13 protein-coding genes and 3 pseudogenes are annotated in these 20087 nt (G+C 58.9%); 7 read left to right on the forward strand and 9 right to left on the reverse strand.

The window, feature by feature from the left end; all coding sequences use genetic code 11:
* Nucleotides 1–173: 173 nt before the first annotated feature.
* Nucleotides 174–1208 (forward strand): permease, encoded by a 1035-nt coding sequence (locus tag H7K56_RS13765; protein WP_150361185.1) that lies wholly within the window; start codon nucleotides 174–176, stop codon nucleotides 1206–1208.
* Here the strand turns inward: H7K56_RS13765 and nrdG are convergent.
* Together nrdG and nrdD are read right to left on the reverse strand one after the other, a co-directional pair.
* Nucleotides 1203–1667, reverse strand: a pseudogene (nrdG, locus tag H7K56_RS13770) (anaerobic ribonucleoside-triphosphate reductase-activating protein); the annotation flags it as partial. The gene H7K56_RS13765 and the pseudogene nrdG sit on opposite strands and share 6 nt — an antisense overlap.
* Nucleotides 1664–3802 carry an anaerobic ribonucleoside-triphosphate reductase gene (nrdD, locus tag H7K56_RS13775; protein ID WP_150361188.1) on the reverse strand — a complete coding sequence of 713 codons (2139 nt, stop codon included), beginning with the start codon at nucleotides 3800–3802 and terminating at the stop codon, nucleotides 1664–1666. The pseudogene nrdG and the gene nrdD, both read right to left, overlap by 4 nt.
* A gap of 278 nt (nucleotides 3803–4080) precedes the next feature.
* Between nrdD and H7K56_RS13780 the strand changes: the two genes are divergently transcribed.
* Nucleotides 4081–6465 carry a beta-N-acetylhexosaminidase gene (locus H7K56_RS13780; protein WP_150361190.1) on the forward strand — a complete coding sequence of 795 codons (2385 nt, stop codon included), beginning with the start codon at nucleotides 4081–4083 and terminating at the stop codon, nucleotides 6463–6465.
* A gap of 111 nt (nucleotides 6466–6576) precedes the next feature.
* Here H7K56_RS13780 and ridA read toward each other — a convergent pair whose 3' ends face one another.
* The 4 genes from ridA to argF form a co-directional block, all read right to left on the reverse strand.
* Nucleotides 6577–6963, reverse strand: coding sequence for a 2-iminobutanoate/2-iminopropanoate deaminase (ridA, locus tag H7K56_RS13785; protein WP_010615965.1), 387 nt, complete (start codon nucleotides 6961–6963; stop codon nucleotides 6577–6579).
* A gap of 78 nt (nucleotides 6964–7041) precedes the next feature.
* Entirely contained in the window at nucleotides 7042–7506 is a 465-nt protein-coding gene (gene pyrI, locus H7K56_RS13790) for an aspartate carbamoyltransferase regulatory subunit (RefSeq protein ID WP_010615964.1), read from the reverse strand.
* Nucleotides 7507–7517: 11 nt separating this feature from the next.
* A complete protein-coding gene (gene pyrB / locus H7K56_RS13795) occupies nucleotides 7518–8453 on the reverse strand; it encodes an aspartate carbamoyltransferase (RefSeq protein WP_058770675.1) in 936 nt (311 codons plus the stop codon).
* 241 nt (nucleotides 8454–8694) lie between these two features.
* A complete protein-coding gene (argF, locus tag H7K56_RS13800) occupies nucleotides 8695–9702 on the reverse strand; it encodes an ornithine carbamoyltransferase (protein WP_150361192.1) in 1008 nt (335 codons plus the stop codon).
* 162 nt (nucleotides 9703–9864) lie between these two features.
* On the opposite strand from argF, the gene rraB reads away from it, so the two are divergent.
* Both rraB and miaE read left to right on the forward strand, forming a co-directional pair.
* Complete coding sequence (gene rraB, locus H7K56_RS13805; protein WP_010615961.1) at nucleotides 9865–10284, forward strand: ribonuclease E inhibitor RraB; 420 nt, start codon at nucleotides 9865–9867, stop codon at nucleotides 10282–10284.
* A gap of 56 nt (nucleotides 10285–10340) precedes the next feature.
* Entirely contained in the window at nucleotides 10341–11102 is a 762-nt protein-coding gene (gene miaE, locus H7K56_RS13810; protein ID WP_088516037.1) for a tRNA isopentenyl-2-thiomethyl-A-37 hydroxylase MiaE, read from the forward strand.
* Between the two features lie 122 nt (nucleotides 11103–11224).
* Here the strand turns inward: miaE and H7K56_RS13815 are convergent, their stop codons facing one another.
* Nucleotides 11225–11530 carry a transposase gene (locus H7K56_RS13815; RefSeq protein WP_150361194.1) on the reverse strand — a complete coding sequence of 102 codons (306 nt, stop codon included), beginning with the start codon at nucleotides 11528–11530 and terminating at the stop codon, nucleotides 11225–11227.
* Between the two features lie 292 nt (nucleotides 11531–11822).
* On the opposite strand from H7K56_RS13815, the pseudogene H7K56_RS13820 reads away from it, so the two are divergent.
* Nucleotides 11823–12011, forward strand: a pseudogene (locus H7K56_RS13820) (GntR family transcriptional regulator); the annotation flags it as partial.
* A gap of 139 nt (nucleotides 12012–12150) precedes the next feature.
* On the opposite strand, the gene H7K56_RS13825 reads toward H7K56_RS13820, so the two are convergent.
* On the reverse strand, nucleotides 12151–12633 hold the full coding sequence (locus tag H7K56_RS13825) for a YlaC family protein (protein ID WP_021507677.1): 483 nt from the start codon (nucleotides 12631–12633) through the stop codon (nucleotides 12151–12153).
* Nucleotides 12634–12991: 358 nt separating this feature from the next.
* Between H7K56_RS13825 and H7K56_RS13830 the strand changes: the two genes are divergently transcribed.
* On the forward strand, nucleotides 12992–17269 hold the full coding sequence (locus H7K56_RS13830; protein WP_170264761.1) for an Ig-like domain-containing protein: 4278 nt from the start codon (nucleotides 12992–12994) through the stop codon (nucleotides 17267–17269).
* Nucleotides 17270–17402: 133 nt separating this feature from the next.
* On the opposite strand, the pseudogene H7K56_RS13835 reads toward H7K56_RS13830, so the two are convergent.
* Nucleotides 17403–19118: pseudogene (locus tag H7K56_RS13835) on the reverse strand (flagellar biosynthesis protein FlhA); the annotation flags it as partial.
* Here H7K56_RS13835 and lafU point away from each other — a divergent pair.
* Nucleotides 19090–20004: a putative lateral flagellar export/assembly protein LafU gene (gene lafU / locus H7K56_RS13840; protein WP_150361197.1), complete on the forward strand. Its 915-nt coding sequence runs from the start codon at nucleotides 19090–19092 to the stop codon at nucleotides 20002–20004. The pseudogene H7K56_RS13835 and the gene lafU overlap by 29 nt on opposite strands.
* Nucleotides 20005–20087: the final 83 nt, after the last annotated feature.

Consider the following 20087-nt stretch of genomic DNA (forward strand, 5'->3'; position numbering starts at 1 on the left):
CCTGAGCGCGGAAACGCAAGCCAGCCGGCGCAGGCGGGATTGGTTAAATTCCGGAGACAGATCAAGTTTAAGCGTGACGACGCTGGCACACAGTCATAACCTGAATAACACTGTGGGATCTGCGTCGCGCCCTCCGCGCGGCATACGTTATTCAGTTGAATACGGAACCGGTTATGACCCAATTCGCCTCACCTGCACCAGCGGCCCGCTTCGCCTGGTGGAAACCGCTGCTGTTCCTCGCCGTGGTGCTTATCGGCCTGTGGTACGTAAAATGGCAGCCTTACTATGGCAAAGCCTTCACGGCCGCAGAAACCCATTCCATCGGCCGCTCTATTCTTGCCAATGCCGCAGATTCGCCGTGGCGCGCCGCGCTGGATTACGCCATGGTCTATTTTCTCGTGGTGTGGAAAGCCGCGGTGCTCGGTGTGGTGCTGGGCTCGCTGGTGCAGGTGCTGATTCCGCGCCGCTGGCTGCTGCGCCTGATGGGCAGCAACCGGCTGGGGGCCACGCTGGTCGGCACCGGTTTTGGCCTGCCGGGCATGATGTGCAGCTGCTGTGCCGCGCCGGTGACCGTCGGCCTGCGCCAGGCGCAGGTTTCAAGCGGCGCGGCGATGGCGTTCTGGCTGGCGAATCCGCTGCTCAATCCGGCAACGCTGGTGTTTATGGGCTTTGTGCTCGGCTGGCAGTTTGCCGCCATTCGGCTGGTGGCGGGTGGGGTGATGGTGCTGGGGATTGCCATGCTGGTGCAGCGCAGCGTGCCGGAAACCGCCGTTGCCGCGCCGCTGTTGCCGCAAGAAAGCCATGAACGGTTTGTGACGCGCTGGCTGCGCGTGATGTGGCGGCTGTTCTGTAACACCATTCCGCTCTACATCGTGGCGGTGCTGCTGCTCGGCGCCGCGCGCATCTGGCTGTTTCCGCACGCGGACGGCGCGGTAGGGAATACGCTGTTCTGGGTGATGCTGATGGCCATCGCCGGCTGCCTGTTTGTGATCCCGACCGCCGCCGAGATCCCCATCGTGCAAACCATGATGCTGGCGGGCATGGGCGTCGCACCGGCGCTGGCGCTGCTGGTGACGCTGCCCGCGGTCAGCGTGCCGTCGCTACTGATGCTGCATCGCGCGTTCCCACCGCGCGCGCTGTGGATCGCCTTCTGCGGCGTGGCCGTCAGCGGCATGCTGCTCGGCATCCTCGCACTGTGGCTGGCGTAGATACCAGATAGTCTGATTGCGGCTGCCGCGCCACAGCAGCCGCGCATCTTTCTCCGCTTCGATGAAACGTCCATCAATCAGCACGTCGATTTCCGCAATCACTTCACGCTGCGCCGCCGTCAGTTCCGCCAGGGTGTAGCCGGTCCACAGCCAGATATCTTTATCCGGACAGTCGCGCCGCACGCGTTTCACCAGCCGGCGAATATGCGGCACATTGTGCGGATGCAGCGGATCGCCGCCGCTCAGCGACAGCCCCTGACGTGGAATGCGTTGATCCTGCAGATCGGCGATCAGCTGCTCCTCCAAGGCCAGCGTAAACGGCACGCCGGAGTCAGGCCGCCAGGTGCTCTGGTTGTAGCAGCCGCGACACTGATGTTCGCAGCCCGCGACAAACAGCGTGCAGCGCGTGCCGGGACCATTCACGATATCCACATCGTAGTAGCGATGAATGTGCATCATCCCAGCTGTCCGGTATCAAGGTGTTTGACGCGGCGCTGCACCTCTTCCTGCTTGCCAGCGTTGAACGGCCGCGCATCCGGGCTGCCAAGATAGCCGCAGACGCGGCGCGTGACCGAAACGCGCGCCGGATCGTGATTGCCGCAGCTCGGACAGGTAAAGCCTTTGCTGGTACAGCTGAACTCGCCGCTGAAGCCGCACTCGTAGCACTCATCGATCGGCGTGTTGGTGCCGTAGTAGGGCACGCGGTCGTAGCTGTAATCCCACACATCTTCCAGCGCCCGCAGGTTGTGCTGAATGTTGGGGTATTCGCCGTAACAGATGAAGCCGCCGTTAGCGATGGCCGGGTAGGGCGCTTCAAAGTCGATTTTGTCGTACGGATTGACCTTTTTCTCTACGTCGAGATGGAAGCTGTTGGTGTAATAGCCCTTGTCGGTCACGCCCGGCACCACGCCAAATTCGGCGGCATCAAGGCGACAGAAGCGATCGCACAGGTTTTCACTGGGCGTACTGTACAGGCTAAAGCCGTAGCCGGTTTCCGCTTTCCACGCATCCACCGCCTGGCGCAGATGCGTCACAATCGCCACGCCGGTTGCGCGCAGGTGCGCGGCATCATACGGATGCACGGCGTTGCCGCTTAGCGCGTTAAGCGTTTCATGCAGACCGATATACCCCAGCGAGATCGAGGCGCGGCCGTTGCGAAAGATCTTGCCCACCTCGTCGTCCGCGTTTAGCCGTACGCCGCAGGCGCCTTCCATGTAAAGAATCGGTGCGACGCGCGCTTTGGTTTTTTCCAGCCGGGCAATGCGGGTCATCAGCGCCCGCTTCGCCAGCGCCAGGCGTGCATCCAGCAGCGTCCAGAAGCGGGCTTCGTCTCCCTGAGCTTCTAACGCAATGCGCGGCAGGTTGAGGCTGATCACGCCGATGTTGTTACGGCCCTCATGAATCTGCTCGCCGTTTTCCTCGTAAACGCCGAGGAAGCTGCGGCAGCCCATCGGCGTTTTGAACGAGCCGGTGACTTCCACCACTTTGTCGTAGTTGAGGATATCCGGATACATGCGCTTGCTGGCACACTCCAGCGCCAGCTGTTTGATGTCGTAGTTGATGTCGCTGGTGCGGCGATTGACGCCTTCACGAATGGCAAACACCAGCTTAGGAAACACCGCGGTTTTATGGTTTTTGCCCAGCCCGGCAATGCGGTTGCGCAGAATTGATTGCTGAATCAGGCGCGCCGCCCAGTCGGTGCCGAGGCCAAAGCCAAAAGTGACGAACGGCGTCTGGCCGTTGGCGGTGTGCAGCGTATTAACCTCGTACTCCAGCGACTGAAACGCGTCGTAGCACTCTTTTTCCGTGCGCGCGCGCGCGTAAGCTTCCACGTCAGCAATCTGCCATTCGCGGGCAATCTGGCGATGTTTTTCAAGGCTGAGGGTGACAAACGGCGCCAGCACTTCGTCAATGCGGTTAATGGTGGTGCCGCCGTAAATATGGCTGGCGACCTGCGCAATGATCTGCGCCGTCACCGCGGTGGCGGTGGCGATGGATTTTGGCGGTTCAATCTCGGCGTTACCCATTTTGAAGCCGTGCGTCAGCATGCCGTGCAGATCGATCAGCATGCAGTTAAACATCGGGAAGAAGGGAGAGTAGTCGAGGTCGTGATAGTGGATCTCCCCACGTTCATGCGCCAGCACCACATCGCGCGGCAGCAACTGCTGCTGGGCATAATGTTTGGCCACGATGCCGGCCAGCAGGTCGCGCTGCGTCGGGATCACTTTGCTGTCTTTGTTGGCGTTCTCGTTGAGCAGCGCCGCGTTGGTCTGTTCCACCAGGCCGCGAATGGCATGGTGCAGCTTGCCGCGCTGCTCGCGCGCCAGATCGCGGTCGTGACGGTATTCAATATAGGCGCGCGCCAGCTGCGGCCAGCGTCCGCTCATCAGCGCCTCTTCCACGGCACACTGGATGTCACGAATATCGACTTCAGCCTGCGTTGCCAGCTGCGCGCTGACCTGCTGAGCGACCATCGTGCACCAGGCCAGGTCGTCAACCTGCGCGGCCTGCGCGGCGGCCCGCACTGCAGCTTCAATGCGCCGGGCATCAAACGGCACCCTGCAGCCGTCACGCTTAATCACTACCGTTGCCATCTTCCCTTTCTCCGCTGGAAACTACATGTAGATAATTTTAAGGAGTGTAATCGCAACATGTGGTGTTTCAGAGGGAATTAATCGCACTGTTTTTGACCTGTCGCAAAGAAGCGTGGCCAGCGCCTGAAAGCCGTGCAGTGGTCAACAGCCGCTACACTGAAAAGTTTTAAGCCGCACAAACTTCAGCCGGTTGCAACTTGCTTTGCGTTGCGAAACAGGTTTAATGAGCGTTTTGCGCCATTTCCGGCCCATCGTTTTGCCTTACAAGGATGCCCACCATGCTTCTGCCCCGTACGTTGCTGGCCGTTTTGTGTTCCCTGACGTTTTCCACGCAGGCCGCACCGGCAGGCGATCTGCCGCTGATGCCGTGGCCACAGCAGGTGACGCAGCCCGCAGGCGGTGGCGCGTTTACCCTGACGCCGCAATTTTCGCTGCACATCACCGGCGATCACCTGGAAGGGGCCGAAGCGCGCTGGCGCGCCCGCATTGCGCGGCAAACCGGCTGGGCGCTGCTGCCCGCCAGCCCGGCCAGCGATCGTCCCGCCATTCAGGTCCGGATTGCCGACGCGGTCGATCCGCTACCGCAACCGGACAGCGACGAAAGCTACCGTCTGGAGGTCAGCAGCAGTGGCGTACTGCTGCAGGCCCCTACCCGTTTTGGCGCGATGCGCGGCATGGAAACCCTGCTGCAGCTGATCGCCAACACCGCCAGCGGCACGCAAATTCCCTTTGTCACCATTGACGATCGGCCGCGCTTCCCGTGGCGCGGCGTGCTGATCGACCCGGTGCGCCACTTCCTGCCGCTGGAAACCCTCAAGCGGCAGATTGATGGTATCGCCGCGGCGCGCATGAACGTGTTTCACTGGCACCTCACCGACGATCAGGGCTGGCGCTTTGCTTCCAGTCACTATCCGCAGCTGCAGCAGCAGGCCAGTGATGGCCTGTTCTACAGCCAGCAGCAAATGCGCGAGCTGGTGCACTATGCCACTCTGCGCGGCGTGCGCGTGGTGCCGGAAATCGATCTGCCCGGCCATGCTTCCGCACTGGCCGTAGCGATGCCGGAGCTGATGAGCGCGCCGGGGCCATATGCCATGGAGCGCGGCTGGGGGGTATTTAAACCCTTGCTCGATCCCAGCAATGAAGCGGTGTTTCGCTTTATCGATACGCTGATTGGCGAAGTCGCGGCGATCTTTCCCGATCCCTACATTCACATCGGCGGGGATGAAGTCGATCCCAGTCAGTGGAACGCCTCACCGAAGATTCAGCAGTTTATGCGTGACCACGGCCTGCAGGACGCCCATGCGCTGCAGGCGTGGTTCAACCAGCGGGTGGAGAAGATTCTCGCCGCGCATCAGCGGCGCATGCTTGGCTGGGATGAGGTGTACCATCCCGACCTGCCGAAAAGTATTGTGATTCAGTCGTGGCAGGGGCAGGACGCGCTGAGCGAAGTGGTAAAGCAGGGGTATCGCGGCATTCTTTCCACCGGTTTTTATCTCGACCAGCCGCAGAGCGCCGCGTATCACTATCGCAACGAGCTCTGGCCGCAGGGGCTGAACGGCGTCGATCAACTGCGCGCCGACGAGCAGGCGCAAAGCTGGCAGTTCACTATGCCGCGTCTGAAAGGCAGCGCGGTGCAGGGCAGTTTCACCCTGATTGAGAGCAAAAACGGCTGGCGCGGCTTTATCGATTTCAGCGGCAAGGCGCGGCGCCAGGTCAGCGACATTCGCTGGCTATCACCGACGCAGCTGACCTTCAGCGTCGACAGCTGGATGGGGCCGTTTCAGCCGGTGGTGACGCTGACGCGTGACAGCCTGACCGGCTACGTGCTGGTGGGCAACGTGCGCTATCCGACCACAGGCAGCAGGCTGGCGCAGATACCGGCCGGTATTGCCCCGGTACTGCCCACGCCCGCTCAGCTGCAGCGTGATTTGCTGGGCGGTGAAGCGGCGCTGTGGGCGGAGAACGTGAATAGCCGGGTGATTGATACGCGGCTGTGGCCGCGCGCCTTTGTGGTGGCGGAGCGGCTGTGGTCGGCGCAGGATGTGACCGACAGCGAGAATATGTACCAGCGGCTCAGCGCGATTGATCGCTGGGGGACGGTGTCGGTCGGCCTGCAGCAGCATCAGCAGGCCGAGGTGCAGATGATGCGACTGGCCAACAGCAGCGATATCACTCCGCTGCGCGTGCTGGCGGAAGTGCTGGAACCGGCGCAGTATTACACCCGCCAGCACCTGAAGTTTCAGGCCGGGCATTATGACTATTTTGAGCCGCTGAACCGGCTGGCGGACGTACTGCCGGCCGAGAGCGAGCCGGTGCGGCTGCTGGATAAGCAGGTGGATGCGCTGATTGCCAATCGCGGCGATCATGCTGCCGCCAGCGCCCTGCGCCATCAGCTGCAGCGCTGGCAGCGCAACAGCGATGCGGTGATGCCGCTGGTGCTGGGCAATTATCAGCTGAAAGCACTGCAGCCGCAGGTGCGCCAGGTCGCAGAGCTGAGCCGGATGGGGCTGGATCTGGTGAACGCGCTGGAGCGTAACCAGGCCTACGGCGCAGGCGAGGTGGCGCAGATGCACGCCCAGCTGGATGCGGCGGCGCAGGTGCAGGATGAAACGGTGCTGGCGCTGGTGCGACCGCTGGAGAAACTGCTGCGATCGTCGAGATAGGGAAGATCGGAAGTCACGAACTATGCAGGGTCGTCATTGATGACGACCTGGCGATCTCGCCAGGTGCGCACGGATGCGACCCTGCATGCTGTGTGATTGATGACCGCTAAATCAGCGGCGTACCGCGATGGCTTCGATCTCAATCTTCACGTCTTTCGGCAGACGCGCCACTTCCACGCAGGAGCGCGCCGGGAAGCTGGCCTGATGCTCGGTGAAAAACGCTTCATAGGTGGCGTTGACCGTGGCGAAATCGTTCAGGTCTTTGACGAACACGGTGGTCTTCACAATGTCGCCCACCTGCAGGCCAGCGGCCAGCACAATCGCCTTCACATTCTCCAGCGACTGGCGCGCCTGCGCGGCGATGTCGTCCGGAACCGCACCGGTGGCCGGATCGACCGGGATCTGGCCGGAGGTGATAATCATGCTGCCGAGATCCACGCCCTGGACGTACGGGCCAATCGCTGCCGGGGCTTTTTCAGTACTGATTTCGCGAGACATTGTTTCTCCTTAGGCATGCGCGGCGAACCCTTGCCCGCCGCGAAAATGTTCGCCCCATTATAGGGAGGAAACGGGCGATTACCAGTGACCGAGCACCACGTGGCGCGCGAACTCTTTCTCGCAGTATTTACACTTCAGGTGCACATCGTCATCGCGCTGCTTCACCGCAAAGCTGGAGAACACCGGCTCGCTGCGGCTGATGCAGTTGCCGTTGGGGCAGGTCAGCACGCGCTCGATGCGTTCCGGCAGCGTCGGTGCGATCTTCGCCACCACTTCATACTCATCAATGCGATTCACCGTGGCGTGCGGCGCGTACACCGCCAGCTGATTGATCTGATCATCAGTCAGAAAAGTATTTTCGATTTTGATCAGATCCTTACGCCCCATCTCGCCCGACGGCAGATTAAGGCCGATGGTGATGCGCTGATCGGTTTCAGTGAGGCGGAACAGTGACAGTAGCTTAAAGCCGACCTGCGCCGGAATATGGTCGATCACCGTGCCGCGTTTGATGGCTTCAACCTGCAGTTTGTTATCGTGGGTCATCGTTCTGCTCCTTACAGTGCCAGTTCGCTATTCAGTACCAGCGCCAGCAGGGCCTGGCGGGCATAGATGCCGTTGCCGGCCTGCTGGAAATACCAGGCGTGCGGCGTGCTATCGACATCGGTGGTGATCTCATCAATGCGCGGCAGCGGATGCAGTACCTTCATGTTATCGCGCGCACCGGCCAGATCGGCCGCCCGCAGGATGAACTGCGCTTTCACGTTGGCATACTCTGAGGGATCGAGACGCTCTTTCTGTACGCGCGTCATGTAGAGAATATCCAGCTCCGGCATCACTTCTTCGATGCTGTCGTGGCGCGACCAGGCAATGTTCTGTTCATCCAGCATATCGGTGATGTAGGACGGCATCGCCAGCGCATCCGGTGCGATGAAGTAGAAGCGGTTGCCGCTGAACTTCGCCAGCGCCTGGGTCAGCGAATGCACGGTGCGGCCATATTTCAGGTCGCCGACCATCGCCACGTTGAGGTTATCGAGGCGGCTCTGGGTTTCCCGGATGGTGAACAGATCGAGCAGCGTCTGCGTCGGGTGCTGGTTGGCGCCGTCGCCGGCGTTAAGGATCGGCACGCCGCCCGAAAACTCCGTGGCCAGCCGCGCCGCCCCTTCCTGCGGATGGCGCATCACGATGGCATCCACATAGGTGCCAATCACCGAGATGGTATCGGCGAGGGTTTCCCCTTTCTTGCCCAGCGAGGTGTTGCTGCCGTCGGCAAACCCCACCACCGACGCGCCCAGCCGGTGCATCGCGGTTTCAAACGACAGGCGGGTGCGCGTTGAGGCCTCAAAGAAGCAGCTGGCGATAACGTTGTGTTTCAGCAGCTCCGGCTGCGGATGGGCTTTCAGCTGGGCGGCGGTATGCAGCACCAGCTCCAGCTCATCGCGGTTGAGGTCGTTGATGGAAATAATGTGCTTGCGATATAGCGGGTTGGCCATAGCTCTCTCCTCTGCGCTGCCGGATTGCGGACAAAAAAAAGCCCCTTTACAGGGGCTTTCTGGCGATCGATGAATGACGGAAAGAAACAGGTGCGCCGCCTGCATTCAGGCGTACGGGAGCGGCAAATTGTGCGCTGCGCTGTTGCATGTTTCCTCCGGCAAATTGTGGCGCATTATACGCATTCACTGAGCCGCATCAAGCAGAAATCACGCGCGAGGTAAACGTTTGCGCCGCGCGGGCTTAGCGCTGACTCAGCGTCGCCACCATCACCGCTTTGATGGTGTGCATGCGATTTTCCGCCTGGTCAAACACCACGCTATGGTCGGATTCAAACACCTCGTTGCTGACTTCCATGCCGTCGTGCAGACCATACTGTTCGGCCATCTGCCGTCCGAGCGTGGTTTGGTCATCATGAAACGCGGGCAGGCAGTGCAGGAATTTCACCTGCGGATTGCCGGTCAGCGCCAGCATCGCGCTGTTCACCTGATAGGGACGCAGCAGGGCGATGCGCTCTTCCCACACTGATTTCGCTTCGCCCATTGATACCCAGACGTCGGTATAGATGAAATCAGCACCCTGCACGCCTTCGGCAATCTCTTCTGTCAGGGTGATTTTGCCGCCGGTGTGCTGTGCTGCCGCGCGGCACTGCGCCACCAGCTCCTCTTCTGGCCAGCAGCCTTTCGGCGCCACCAGCCGCAGGTCCAGCCCCACCAGCGCCGCCGCTTCCAGCATGCTGTTGCCCATGTTGTTGCGCGCATCGCCGACGTACACCAGCGTCATCTCGTTCAGCGCTTTGCCCGGCAGATGCTCCTGCATGGTTAGCAGGTCAGCCAGCAGCTGCGTCGGATGGAACTCGGTGGTCAGGCCGTTCCACACCGGCACACCGGCATATTCGGCTAGCGTTTCCACCAGCGCCTGGCCGTAGCCGCGATACTGAATGCCGTCATACATGCGTCCCAGTACGCGCGCGGTATCTTTCATCGACTCTTTATGGCCGATCTGGCTGCCGCTCGGGCCGAGATACGTCACGTTAGCGCCCTGATCGTAGGCGGCAACTTCGAAAGAGCATCGGGTACGGGTCGAGTCTTTTTCGAAGATGAGCGCGATGTTTTTGCCTTTCAGGTACTGGGTTTCGCTGGCGTTTTTCTTTGCCTGTTTTAATTCACTGGCGAGTGATAACAGACCGGTGATTTCGGCTGGGGTGAAATCCAGCAATCTCAGGAAATGTCTCGAATACAGCTGACTCATACTGCGCTCCGCATTACATCAATAATGAATTAAAATTCAATCTAACCGTATGAATATGCATTTTCAACCCCAGCGCTAAGAAACTTTCTGTTTTGTGTAGTGGCGCGCGAGGCAGTGTGGGAAAATAATTGCATTCACTGCCACCATTTTGAGGACACGCCCATGGCATACGAAGCATTGCTGGAAGAACAGCGCGAAGAGACGCGCCTGATCATTGAAGAGTTGCTGGAAGACGGCAGCGATCCGGATGCGCTTTACACCATCGAGCATCATCTCTCCTGCAACAACTTCGACTCGCTGGAGAAGGCCGCGGTAGACGCGTTCAAGCTGGGCTATGAAGTCACCGAGCCGGAAGAGCTGGAGCTGGAAGACGGTAGCACCGTGATGTGCGTCGACATCCTGAGCGAATCGGCGCTGAAGCCGGAGCTGATTGACGCGCAGGTCGAGCAGCTGGTGAATCTGGTCGGGAAATACAACGTCGATTACGACGGCTGGGGCACCTACTTTGAAGATCCGGATGCCGAAGATGAAGACGACGGCGAAGAGATCGACGACGAAGACGATGACGGTGTACGTCACTAAGCCCTGACGGGCGGCACGTGCCGCCCGGTAATTTTCCTGCCAGTTAAGAACTTCCGATGAATTACGCTTCGCTATTAGACCCCATTCACCAGTTTTTACAGTGCCGCACGCCGCAGGCGTGGATTGATGAAGCGCGCAAGCCGGAAAATCTCACGTTGCTGCTTACCGATCATATGGTATGCGAGTTGAAAGCGGCGCAGACCGCGGTGTGGCTGATCCGCAAATACGTCGCGGATAAACCCAGTGGCGACGCGATCCTGGCGTGGCTGCAGCCGTACGAAGATTTTATTTTCGGCGAGAATCACGACAGCGATTTTATCAATGCCCACAAGAATCTCAGCAAAAGCATTATTGTGCGCAATGAACTGCCGTGGGCTGACGAGATGGTGGAAAAGATGGTGCTGCTGATCAAAGAGGAGCTGCACCATTTTTATCAGGTGTGGGAAATCATGCAGGCCCGCGGTTTGCCCTATCGCAAGATCACCGCCAGCCGCTACGCCAAAGGGCTGCTGCGTGAAGTGACTACCCATGAACCGGATACGCTGGTGGATAAACTGATTTGCGGGGCGTATATCGAAGCGCGTTCCTGCGAGCGCTTCGCCAGCCTGGCGCCGTATCTGGATGCGCAGCTGGAGAAGTTTTATATCTCGCTGCTGCGCTCAGAGGCGCGCCACTATCAGGATTACCTGACGCTGGCGGCACAGATTTCACCGAAGGATATCGCGCCGCGCGTGCGGGCGATTGGGGCAGCGGAAGCGCGCTTGATCAGCGAACCGGACGCTGAGCTGCGCTTTCACAGCGGCGTGCCGGCGTTTTGATTTTGTGCGCGCTGGCGCTGTCACGATCAAAAGCCGCAGCCTTGAGGCCGCGGCTCTGCTGACATTTAAAGATGTGTTATCAGGTGTCAGTAAACGATAGGGTAATAGAGGACAACTCAATTTCAGGTGAGTTTAGCCTGCACAGCAAGCAGCGCAATAATGCTTTTTAACCGCTTAACCTCATCCATTAAATCGCGATTAGTTTTCTCAAGATCTTTAAATAGTTGATGTTGCTTGGCCTGTGCTTTTTTATCCGGAATATCCTGACCTTGCTCACGGCGAAACTTCCTGACCCAGCCCTCAAGAGTTGTCTTACTAACCTCCTTATCTTCGCATACCTTTCTGTAAGTATGTCCTTCACGAACAATCATTTGAACACATTCATCTATCAGTTCTGGGGTAAAAATCTTTTTAGCAGGACGACTCATCTGTAACCTTTTTCGTATGAGGTAAAGGCAGCGATAATCAAGCCTGGCTTTTTTTGTTTCATTGAATTAAGTCAAATTTTTTACTTAAAAAGGGAATTATGTGGGGTCATGAATGGAGGCTCTTAACTGTGCTTAGTGCATTGCCTCAGTCAACAGGAATCTCATGTACTATATGAACAGGTTCACTGGAGCACAGCTCCCTTAGCAGTCCTGTAAGCATCTGAGGCTGCGATATCCTCGCCAAACCAATCCATGTAAACCTGACGCGCGACATTTCCGCAGCGGAGGCGCCATGGCCAAATACCAGCAGCTGGTAGATCAGCTACGTACGCAAATCGAAGCACGCATCTGGCCGCCGGGTGAAAAGCTGCCTTCGCTGCGCCAGCAGGCGGAACAGAGCGGACTTAGCCTGATGACGGTGATGCACGCTTACGAAGTGCTGAAGAGCCAGGGCTGGATTGTGTCGAAGCTGCAGACGGGCTAATACGGCTTCCGCTTCAACACCGCCTGGCCGTGGGATGCACGCGCCGAGGCGGCGGTGGAAACGCTGGGGATAGTAATTAAGCAGTGAGTCATTAAAGACTTATAAATACCATGGAAGTATGAATGAATTTGCCCGTTCAAATCTTCGCGGCGCGCTGATGGCCCCAGGTCAGATAGTAGACATCATAAAAATCCACTTCCCCTTTCTGCTGCATCAGGCGATCGATGCCGCTGCGCACGCGCTCGGGCGTGCCCGGATTCTCAAGGATCTTGTCCAGCGCCTGCTGTGAGACCGGCTGCACGTAATACCACTCGCCGTTGTAGCACACGCGCAGATCCAGCGTATCAATGTCCTCGAAGCGGTATTTCGGGTTGATGTCCAGCAGCATCAGAAAACTCATCACCAGCACGAACACCGTGGCGAACCAGAAGGCTGGCCAGCCGAGCATCTCAGTCGAGAAAATCAGCGCCACGCACAGGCCGTAGCACAGGTACATCACGCCCCACAGCCCCGGATGGGTTTTCAGGAAGTTAAAGCTAAAACGCGGCAGATTATCGCGCCGCTCTTCGCGGTTGAGCGTGTCGATTTCATCGATCAGAATTTGTTTAATCGCGTCCATTATTCACCTCTGAATATCACTGCATGCCAGTAAATCACATAGCAGTACAGTAAGTCAGACACAGATTTCCACTATTTTTCTATAACAGTTATTTTGGGCGCATCTATTAAAAATGCGGTATTTAGCAATTAAACAGCTAAATTATTTTCATGCAACGAATGGGACTGGCGCGGCAAACTCGTAAATTACGCAAGGGAAATGTAAAGGATTTCTTGTTAATAGAATGAGTTAAAACAGTTTCGAGATTTTTCTTTACGTGTGTTCGGGACAAGTCTTGTGAACGAACTGGCTTTCCGCTGTTAAAAATCTTCCCGACCTGCAATCGCAGATAATGATTTTTAACCAACAGGAAACCAACATGAGCGTGACCCATTACGATCCCATCAGCGCGGGGCAAACCTCCTACAGCAACACCCCTTATCAGTACTGGAAGGGCCACGTCAGCGACAGCCGCCTCAAGACTATCGAGTTCTCACTGAACAACCGCACCTTCCTGGTAGAAATTGACAAGGACGGCAACTGGGAGCTGCAGCTGCCGCTGCGCCTGGAAGAGGGCAGCCACAACCTGGCCGTGCGCTATATCTCCCACTCCGGCGTCTACGGCGAGTTGCTGCAGCGCCAGATTATGGTGGATTTCAGCCCGCCGGAGAAACCGGTTATCACCGCGGTGCTGGACGACGTGGGCAGCGTGAAGGGGCCGGTTGCGCCGGGCGGCTTCACCGACGATGAAAAACCGACCATCACCGGCTTCGCCGAGCCGGACAGCGTCGTGCGCGTCTACAGCAACGGCGAGCTTATCGGCAGCGTGCAGGCGGCGAAAAACGGCTCGTGGCAGCTGGATGCGCCGCTGGGCAAGGGCCTGCACAACGTGTACGTGACCGCCAGCGATAATTACAATCAGGTCAGCGAGCCTTCCGACACCTATCCGCTGCGCATTAACGTGCCGCTGGTCGACCAGCCGGTGCTGCTCAGCGTCACCGACAACGAGGGCCTGAAGCAGGGCGCGATTGCCCACAACGGCCAGACCGACGACAAAACTCCGCAGCTGAGCGGCGCGGCGCCGCTGGACGCCATCCAGGTCAACATCTACGTCAACGGGCTGTTCGTGGCGGGCGTGCCGGTGCACGACGGCAAGTGGAGCTGGACCAGCAGCTACCCGATACTGAACGACGGCAGCAACGTCATCACGCTGCGCGCGCAGAACATCCGCGGCGAGGTCAGCGAGGAGACGTCGCCGTTTAACGTGACGGTCTCGCCTGACCCCATCGAGACCCCGCAGATTCTGAAAGCCGTGGACGATTTCGGCAGCGTGAAGGGCGACCTGAAAAGCGGCGGCCTGACGGACGACACCACGCCGGTGCTGCACGGCACCGGCACGCCGGGCGCGATCATTGAAATTCAGTACGGCCTGTCGACCGAGGGCTGGCGCGCGGCCGGCACGGCGGTGGTGGACGCGCGCGGTAACTGGAGCTTCACCTCGCCCATCCTCACCAGCGAAGGCACCTGGGAATACCGCGCCCGCGCTAACGTGGACGGGCGCACCGGGGGCTACACCGGCAAGTTTAAAGTGGTGCTGTCAACGGAGGCGCCTGAGGCGCCGCAAATCCTCTCGGCGTTCGACAACGCGGGGCCGGTGACCGGCGTGGTGGGCAATAAGGGCCTGACCGACGACCGCACGCCGGAGCTGGGCGGCAAAGGCGCGCCGGGCAGCATTATTTATTTCAACATGGGCAAGCCGGGCGGAAGCTGGATCGCGGCGGGATCAACCGTGGTCGCGGCAGACGGCACCTGGAAATACACGCCGCCTCAGGTCTCAGGCGACGGCACGTGGCAGTACCGGGCACAGTCGGCGCACGGCGGCAAGCTGAGCGCGTGGAGCGGGTCGTTCTCGCTGAACATCAGCAAGGATGCGGCCAGCGCGCCGGAAATCACCCACGCGGCAGACAACGCGGGCGCGGTGCAGGGCGACGTGAAGCACGGCGGCATCACTGATGATAAGACGCCGACGCTGCACGGTAAGGGCGTGCCGGGCGCGGTGGTTGAGGTGAAGTACAGCAAGGCCGGCGGCGAGTGGGTCGTGGCTGGCTCAGCGGTGGTGGACGCCAGCGGCAACTGGCGCCTGACGTCTCCGGACCTGAAGACCGACGGCAGCGTTTCTTTTGCGGCGCGCACGGTTAACGGAGTAAAAATCAGCGACTGGTCAAACACCTTTACGCTGAAGGTTTACGCCACGGCCGACAAGGCGCCGGAAATCACCCACGCGGTGGACGACGCGGGCGCGGTGCAGGGTAACCTGAAGAACGGTGACATCACGGACGACCGAACCCCGACGCTGCACGGCAAGGGGGTGCCGGGCGCGGTGATTCAGGTCCAATACAACAAGGCCGGTACCAGCGGATGGACTGTGGCGGGGTCAGCGGTGGTTGATGCCAGCGGCAACTGGCGCTTCACGACCCCGGACCTGAAGGCCGACGGCACCGTTTACTTCATCGCGCGCTCCGTGAACGGTGCAAAAGTCAGCGACTGGACAGACTATTTCACGGTGAGAGTATACGCCAGTGCTGATAAAGCTCCGGAAATCACCCACGCTGTGGATAACGCGGGCGCGGTGCAGGGCGACGTGAAGCACGGCGGCTTTACCGACGATAAAACGCCGACGCTGAAGGGCAAGGGCGTGCCGGGTGCTGTTGTCGAGTTTGAGTATGGCAAATACGGCGAAGCGTGGAAAGCCGCGGGCAGCGCCGTGGTTGATGCGAATGGAAACTGGTCGTTCACCTCTCCGGCCCTGGGTTCAGATGGCACATGGGAGTATCGCGCGCGCAGCGTGAACGGCGCGAATAAAAGCAGCTGGACGGGCAAATTTGTCATTAATCTTGACACGACCCCGCCAGCCGAGCCGGTCATCACCGGCGCGTATGATAACGAAGGCTCACTGAAGCTCATTGCAGACCAGGGCGTGACGAAGGATAAAACGCCGGAGCTGCGCGGCAAGGCCGAGCCAAACAGCAAGCTGATACTGGTTCTGGCATTTAACGGCGAGAACTGGGGGAGCTGGAACAAGTCCTATGAAGTTATGACGGACGCCAACGGAAACTGGAAAATAAAAATTCCGGACGAGCTGGCTGATGGCCGGTGGCATTTCCGTGTCAAATCAGTTGACGCGGCAGGCAATACTACCGGGCTGTCCCCGCAGTACTACTTTGAAGTCATTGCCGCACCGGTGATTACCCACGTACTGGATGACGCAGGTACGGTGAAGGGTAACGTGCAACATGGTGGCGTTACCGATGATAAAACGCCAACGCTGAAGGGTAAGGGTGAGCCTGGCGCAATTATTGAGGTGATCTTCGGCCTGTCAAGCGACGGCTGGAAATCGGCTGGCAGCGCGAAGGTTGATGCCAGCGGCAACTGGTCACTGACTTCTCCGGAGCTGGCTAAAGACGGCGTCTGGGAATACCGCGCCCGCAGCATCAGTGGCTCGAAGGTAAGCCCTTATACCGAGAAATTTATCTTCAATCTCGACACAACTCCACCTGTTGAGCCGGTCATTAACGGTGCATATGCTAATGAAGATGGATTAAAGTCGCTCAGAGACCAGGGTGTGACGGCGGATAAAACGCCGGAACTGCGCGGCACGGCTGAGCCAAACAGCAAGCTGATCCTGGTGCTGGCATTCAATCAAGAGGGCTGGGAAGGCAAGAATAAAACCTATGAGGTTATGACGGATGACAAGGGAAACTGGACGGTAAAAATCCCGGACGAGCTGGCTTATGGTAGATGGTATTTCCGGGCAAAATCAGTTGATGCAGCAGGTAATACGACCGGTTTATCTCCTCAGTATTATTTCAATGTTATTCTTCCACCGCTCATTACCGGTGCATATGATAACGAAGGGGCGATTAAGCTCATTGCAGATCAGGGTATGACGACGGATAAAACGCCGGAATTGCGCGGTACGGCGGAGCCAAACAGCAAGCTGATTCTGGTTCTGGCAAAAGGCGCTGAGAGCTGGGGAAGCTGGAATAAAACTTATGAAGTCATGACCGATGCCAACGGCAACTGGACGGTGAAAATTCCGGAACAACTGGCTGATGGCCGATGGCATTTCCGCGTCAAGTCGGTTGAAGCATCAGGTGATGAGACCCAATTTTCTCCGCAGTATTATTTCGATGTAGTTTCTGCATCTGCAGCACAGGACATTACTCAAGGGGGATATGATATTAATACAGCGAATGCTCCGGTCAGTCTGCTGGGTATTGATGAATCCACTACCACTATGACCGTTGACCAGGATCACATCGAGCTCTCCGCGCTGCTGGCGCAGCAGAATGCGCAGGGCAGGGTTGACCTGAGCGGTAACGGCAGCAACACGCTGAGCGTTGACGTGGCCAGCCTGCTGCAGCATGGTGAAACCAACCTGTTTATCGATGACGGCAAAACGCAGATGCTGATCAAAGGTGACAGCAACGACATCATTAAGCTGTCGGACATTCTGCCATCAGGCGAGAAAGAGGGCAGCTGGAGCCAGCAGACCGGGCAAATCACCGTGGGCGGCGTGGCGTATAACGTCTACAGCCACAGCGGTGCTGATGCCGAGCTGCTGGTGCAGCAGGGAGTGAAAACAGAACTGGTGTAATCCCTGATCACCTAAAGGCGCGCCAGATCAGGCTGGTTTAACGGCGCCTGACCATGCACAAAGGGTTCATGCTTCGCATGAACCCTTTTTTCTTACCCCTGCGGTAATGTCTTCAAAATTCATCATCACATGATCAGCTTACCTGCCCGACAATCTGCAGATTGGCATCGTCCGGTACCTCGTTATACGACAGCACATTCAGCCCGCTGGCGAACAGCCGGGCGTAGCGCGCAATCAGCGGCCGCAGCTGCGGCGTCACCAGCAGCACCTGCGTCAGGTTCTGCGCTTTCAGCTGCTCCATCATCACCGGCAGCGTGCTCTGCAGCTGGGTGAGAATGTTAGGATCGACCGGGAAACTGTCCAGCGCCACTTTGCCGCCCTGCTGCGCCTGATTGAGCGCTGCCAGCAGCAGATTTTCCAGGCTGTTATCCAGCGTATAGGCCGACAGCGGTTTGTTGTCCGGCGCAATCGCCGCCACCATGGCGCGGCGCAGCGCGTAACGCACGTCGGAGGTCAGCAGGATCGGATCTTTGGTGATCGCCACGCTCTCCAGCAGCGTGGTGGCGATGGTAGTGATGTCCTTGAGCGATACCTGATCGTTGAGCAGCAGACGATACACCTTGAGCTGCAGACTGTAGTTCACTGCCGCGTTGAGATCCTCTGACAGCTTCGGCGCCACGCTCGCCAGCCGCTGATGCAGCTGAGTAATATCATCGTAGTTGAACAGCTCCGGCAGGTTTTCGCGCACCACTTTGTTGACGTGCGTGGCCACCACGCTGGCGCAGTCGACTACCTGATAACCCAGATTCAGCGCTTTGGCTTTCTGCTCCGGCAGGATCCAGGTCACCGCCATACCGTACGCGGGATCGGTATCCAGCAGGCCGTCGATCTCGCCGTACTGATCCGGCGTCGGCAGCGCCATCAGGCGGTCGGCATGCACTTCGCCTACTGCGGTACGAACGCCGTTAATCTTGATGGCGTACTGCGACGGCTTTAAGTGGAAATCTTCACGCAGGGCGATCTCCGGCAGCAGCACGCCGCTGGTTTCCGACACCACCTGGCGCACGCCGCGCATACGCTGAGTCAGCGGCGCGCCTTTACCTTTATCCACCAGCGTGACCAGCTTGTAGCCCAGGTTAAGGCCGATCGGCTCGACCAGCGGAATATTGTCCCAGCTGATGGTCGGCTGTTCGTCCGGCTGCGCCAGTGCCTGATTGATCGCCTCCATGTCGACATGGCTTTGCGTCGGCTTCTGCACCACGCGGCTTTGGCGCCACGCGGCGAACAGCAGCAGGGCGGTGAAGGCGAGGAACACCATGTGCGGCATGCCGGGCACAATCGCCAGCACAAACATCACGCCCGCAGCGGTATACAGCGTGGCCGGTTTCGCCAGCAGCTGCGACTTTACGTCCTCGCCCATGTCAGCGCCGTCGCTGATGCGCGTCACGATGATCGCCGCCGCTGTCGACAGCAGCAGCGACGGGATCTGCGCCACCAGACCATCACCGATGGTCAGCAGCACATACTGTTCGAACGCCTGGCCGGCCGGTAAACCGTGTTTGAACACGCCGATCAGGATGCCGCCCAGCACGTTGATCAGCAGGATCATAATGCCGGCGACGGCGTCACCGCGCACAAACTTGGAGGCACCGTCCATCGCACCGTAGAAGTCCGCCTCGTTGGCCACATCCTGACGCCGCACGCGCGCCTGTTCCTGATTGATCAGCCCGGCGTTGAGATCGGCGTCGATCGCCATCTGTTTGCCCGGCAGCGCGTCGAGGGTAAAGCGCGCCGACACTTCAGAAATTCGCTCGGCCCCTTTGGTCACCACCACAAAGTTGATCATTAAACGCGGTGGTAAAAAAGCACATCACGGGGCTCACGGCGGCGCATGGAAGGTGGCCTTTGCCGACTTCACGCTGGCGATGATGGCACTGTTTATGGTGCTGTGGATCATGGGCGCCGTCACCGAAGACGAGCGTAAAGAGATCGTCGCTCAGCTCCATGGCACCTCGATATTTAACGGCTCCGGCTTTAATCCGTTCGATGTCGAAACCGGACGCGGCTCCTCCATTATTGGTGAAACGCTGGCGATTGCGCCGCCGACCGAGGGTGCCACCATCAGTGAGACCAGCGCGGACAACGGCGACAACAACGCTAACCAGCCGCAGGAAGATCTGGACAGCGTGCTGTCGCGCTCTGATGCCGAGCTGGCGCAGCTGCGTCAGCAGATCCAGAGCATCATCAACAGCTATCACGCCCAGAACCTGCTGACGCTGGAAACCCTGCCGCAGGGGCTGCGTATTCTGATTCAGGATGACCAGGATCGCATGATGTTTCCGCGCGGCAGCGCGGTGCTGACACCGTTTTATCAGCGCCTGCTGACTGAACTCGGTCCGGTGTTCAACCGCATCGACAACAAAATCATGATCAGCGGCCACACCGATGCCGCGCAGTACAGCGGCAACGCGGCGTATAACAACTGGAATCTCTCCGGTGACCGAGCGCTGGCGGCGCGGCGCGCGCTGGAGCGCGGCGGGCTGGAAAGCGCGCGCGTGCTGCAGGTGAATGCCATGTCATCCCGTATGCCGCTGGACAAAGCCGATCCGCTCAGCGCACGTAACCGCCGCATTGAAATCATGGTGCTCACCGAGGCGGCAGCCGAGACGCTGTTTCAGTTTTATGGTCGCGAAGGGGAGAACGTGGTGAAACCCATCGCTGACCGCCTGCGATAACCTGTCAGTGCCTTTGAATCAACAGTTGATTCTACCGGTGGCGAAATCCACCGGTTTTTTTTTCCTGTTTTTTGCTGCGGCAG

Origin of the sequence: Pantoea dispersa, from assembly GCF_014155765.1 — a bacterium.
GTDB lineage: Bacteria > Pseudomonadota > Gammaproteobacteria > Enterobacterales > Enterobacteriaceae > Pantoea > Pantoea dispersa.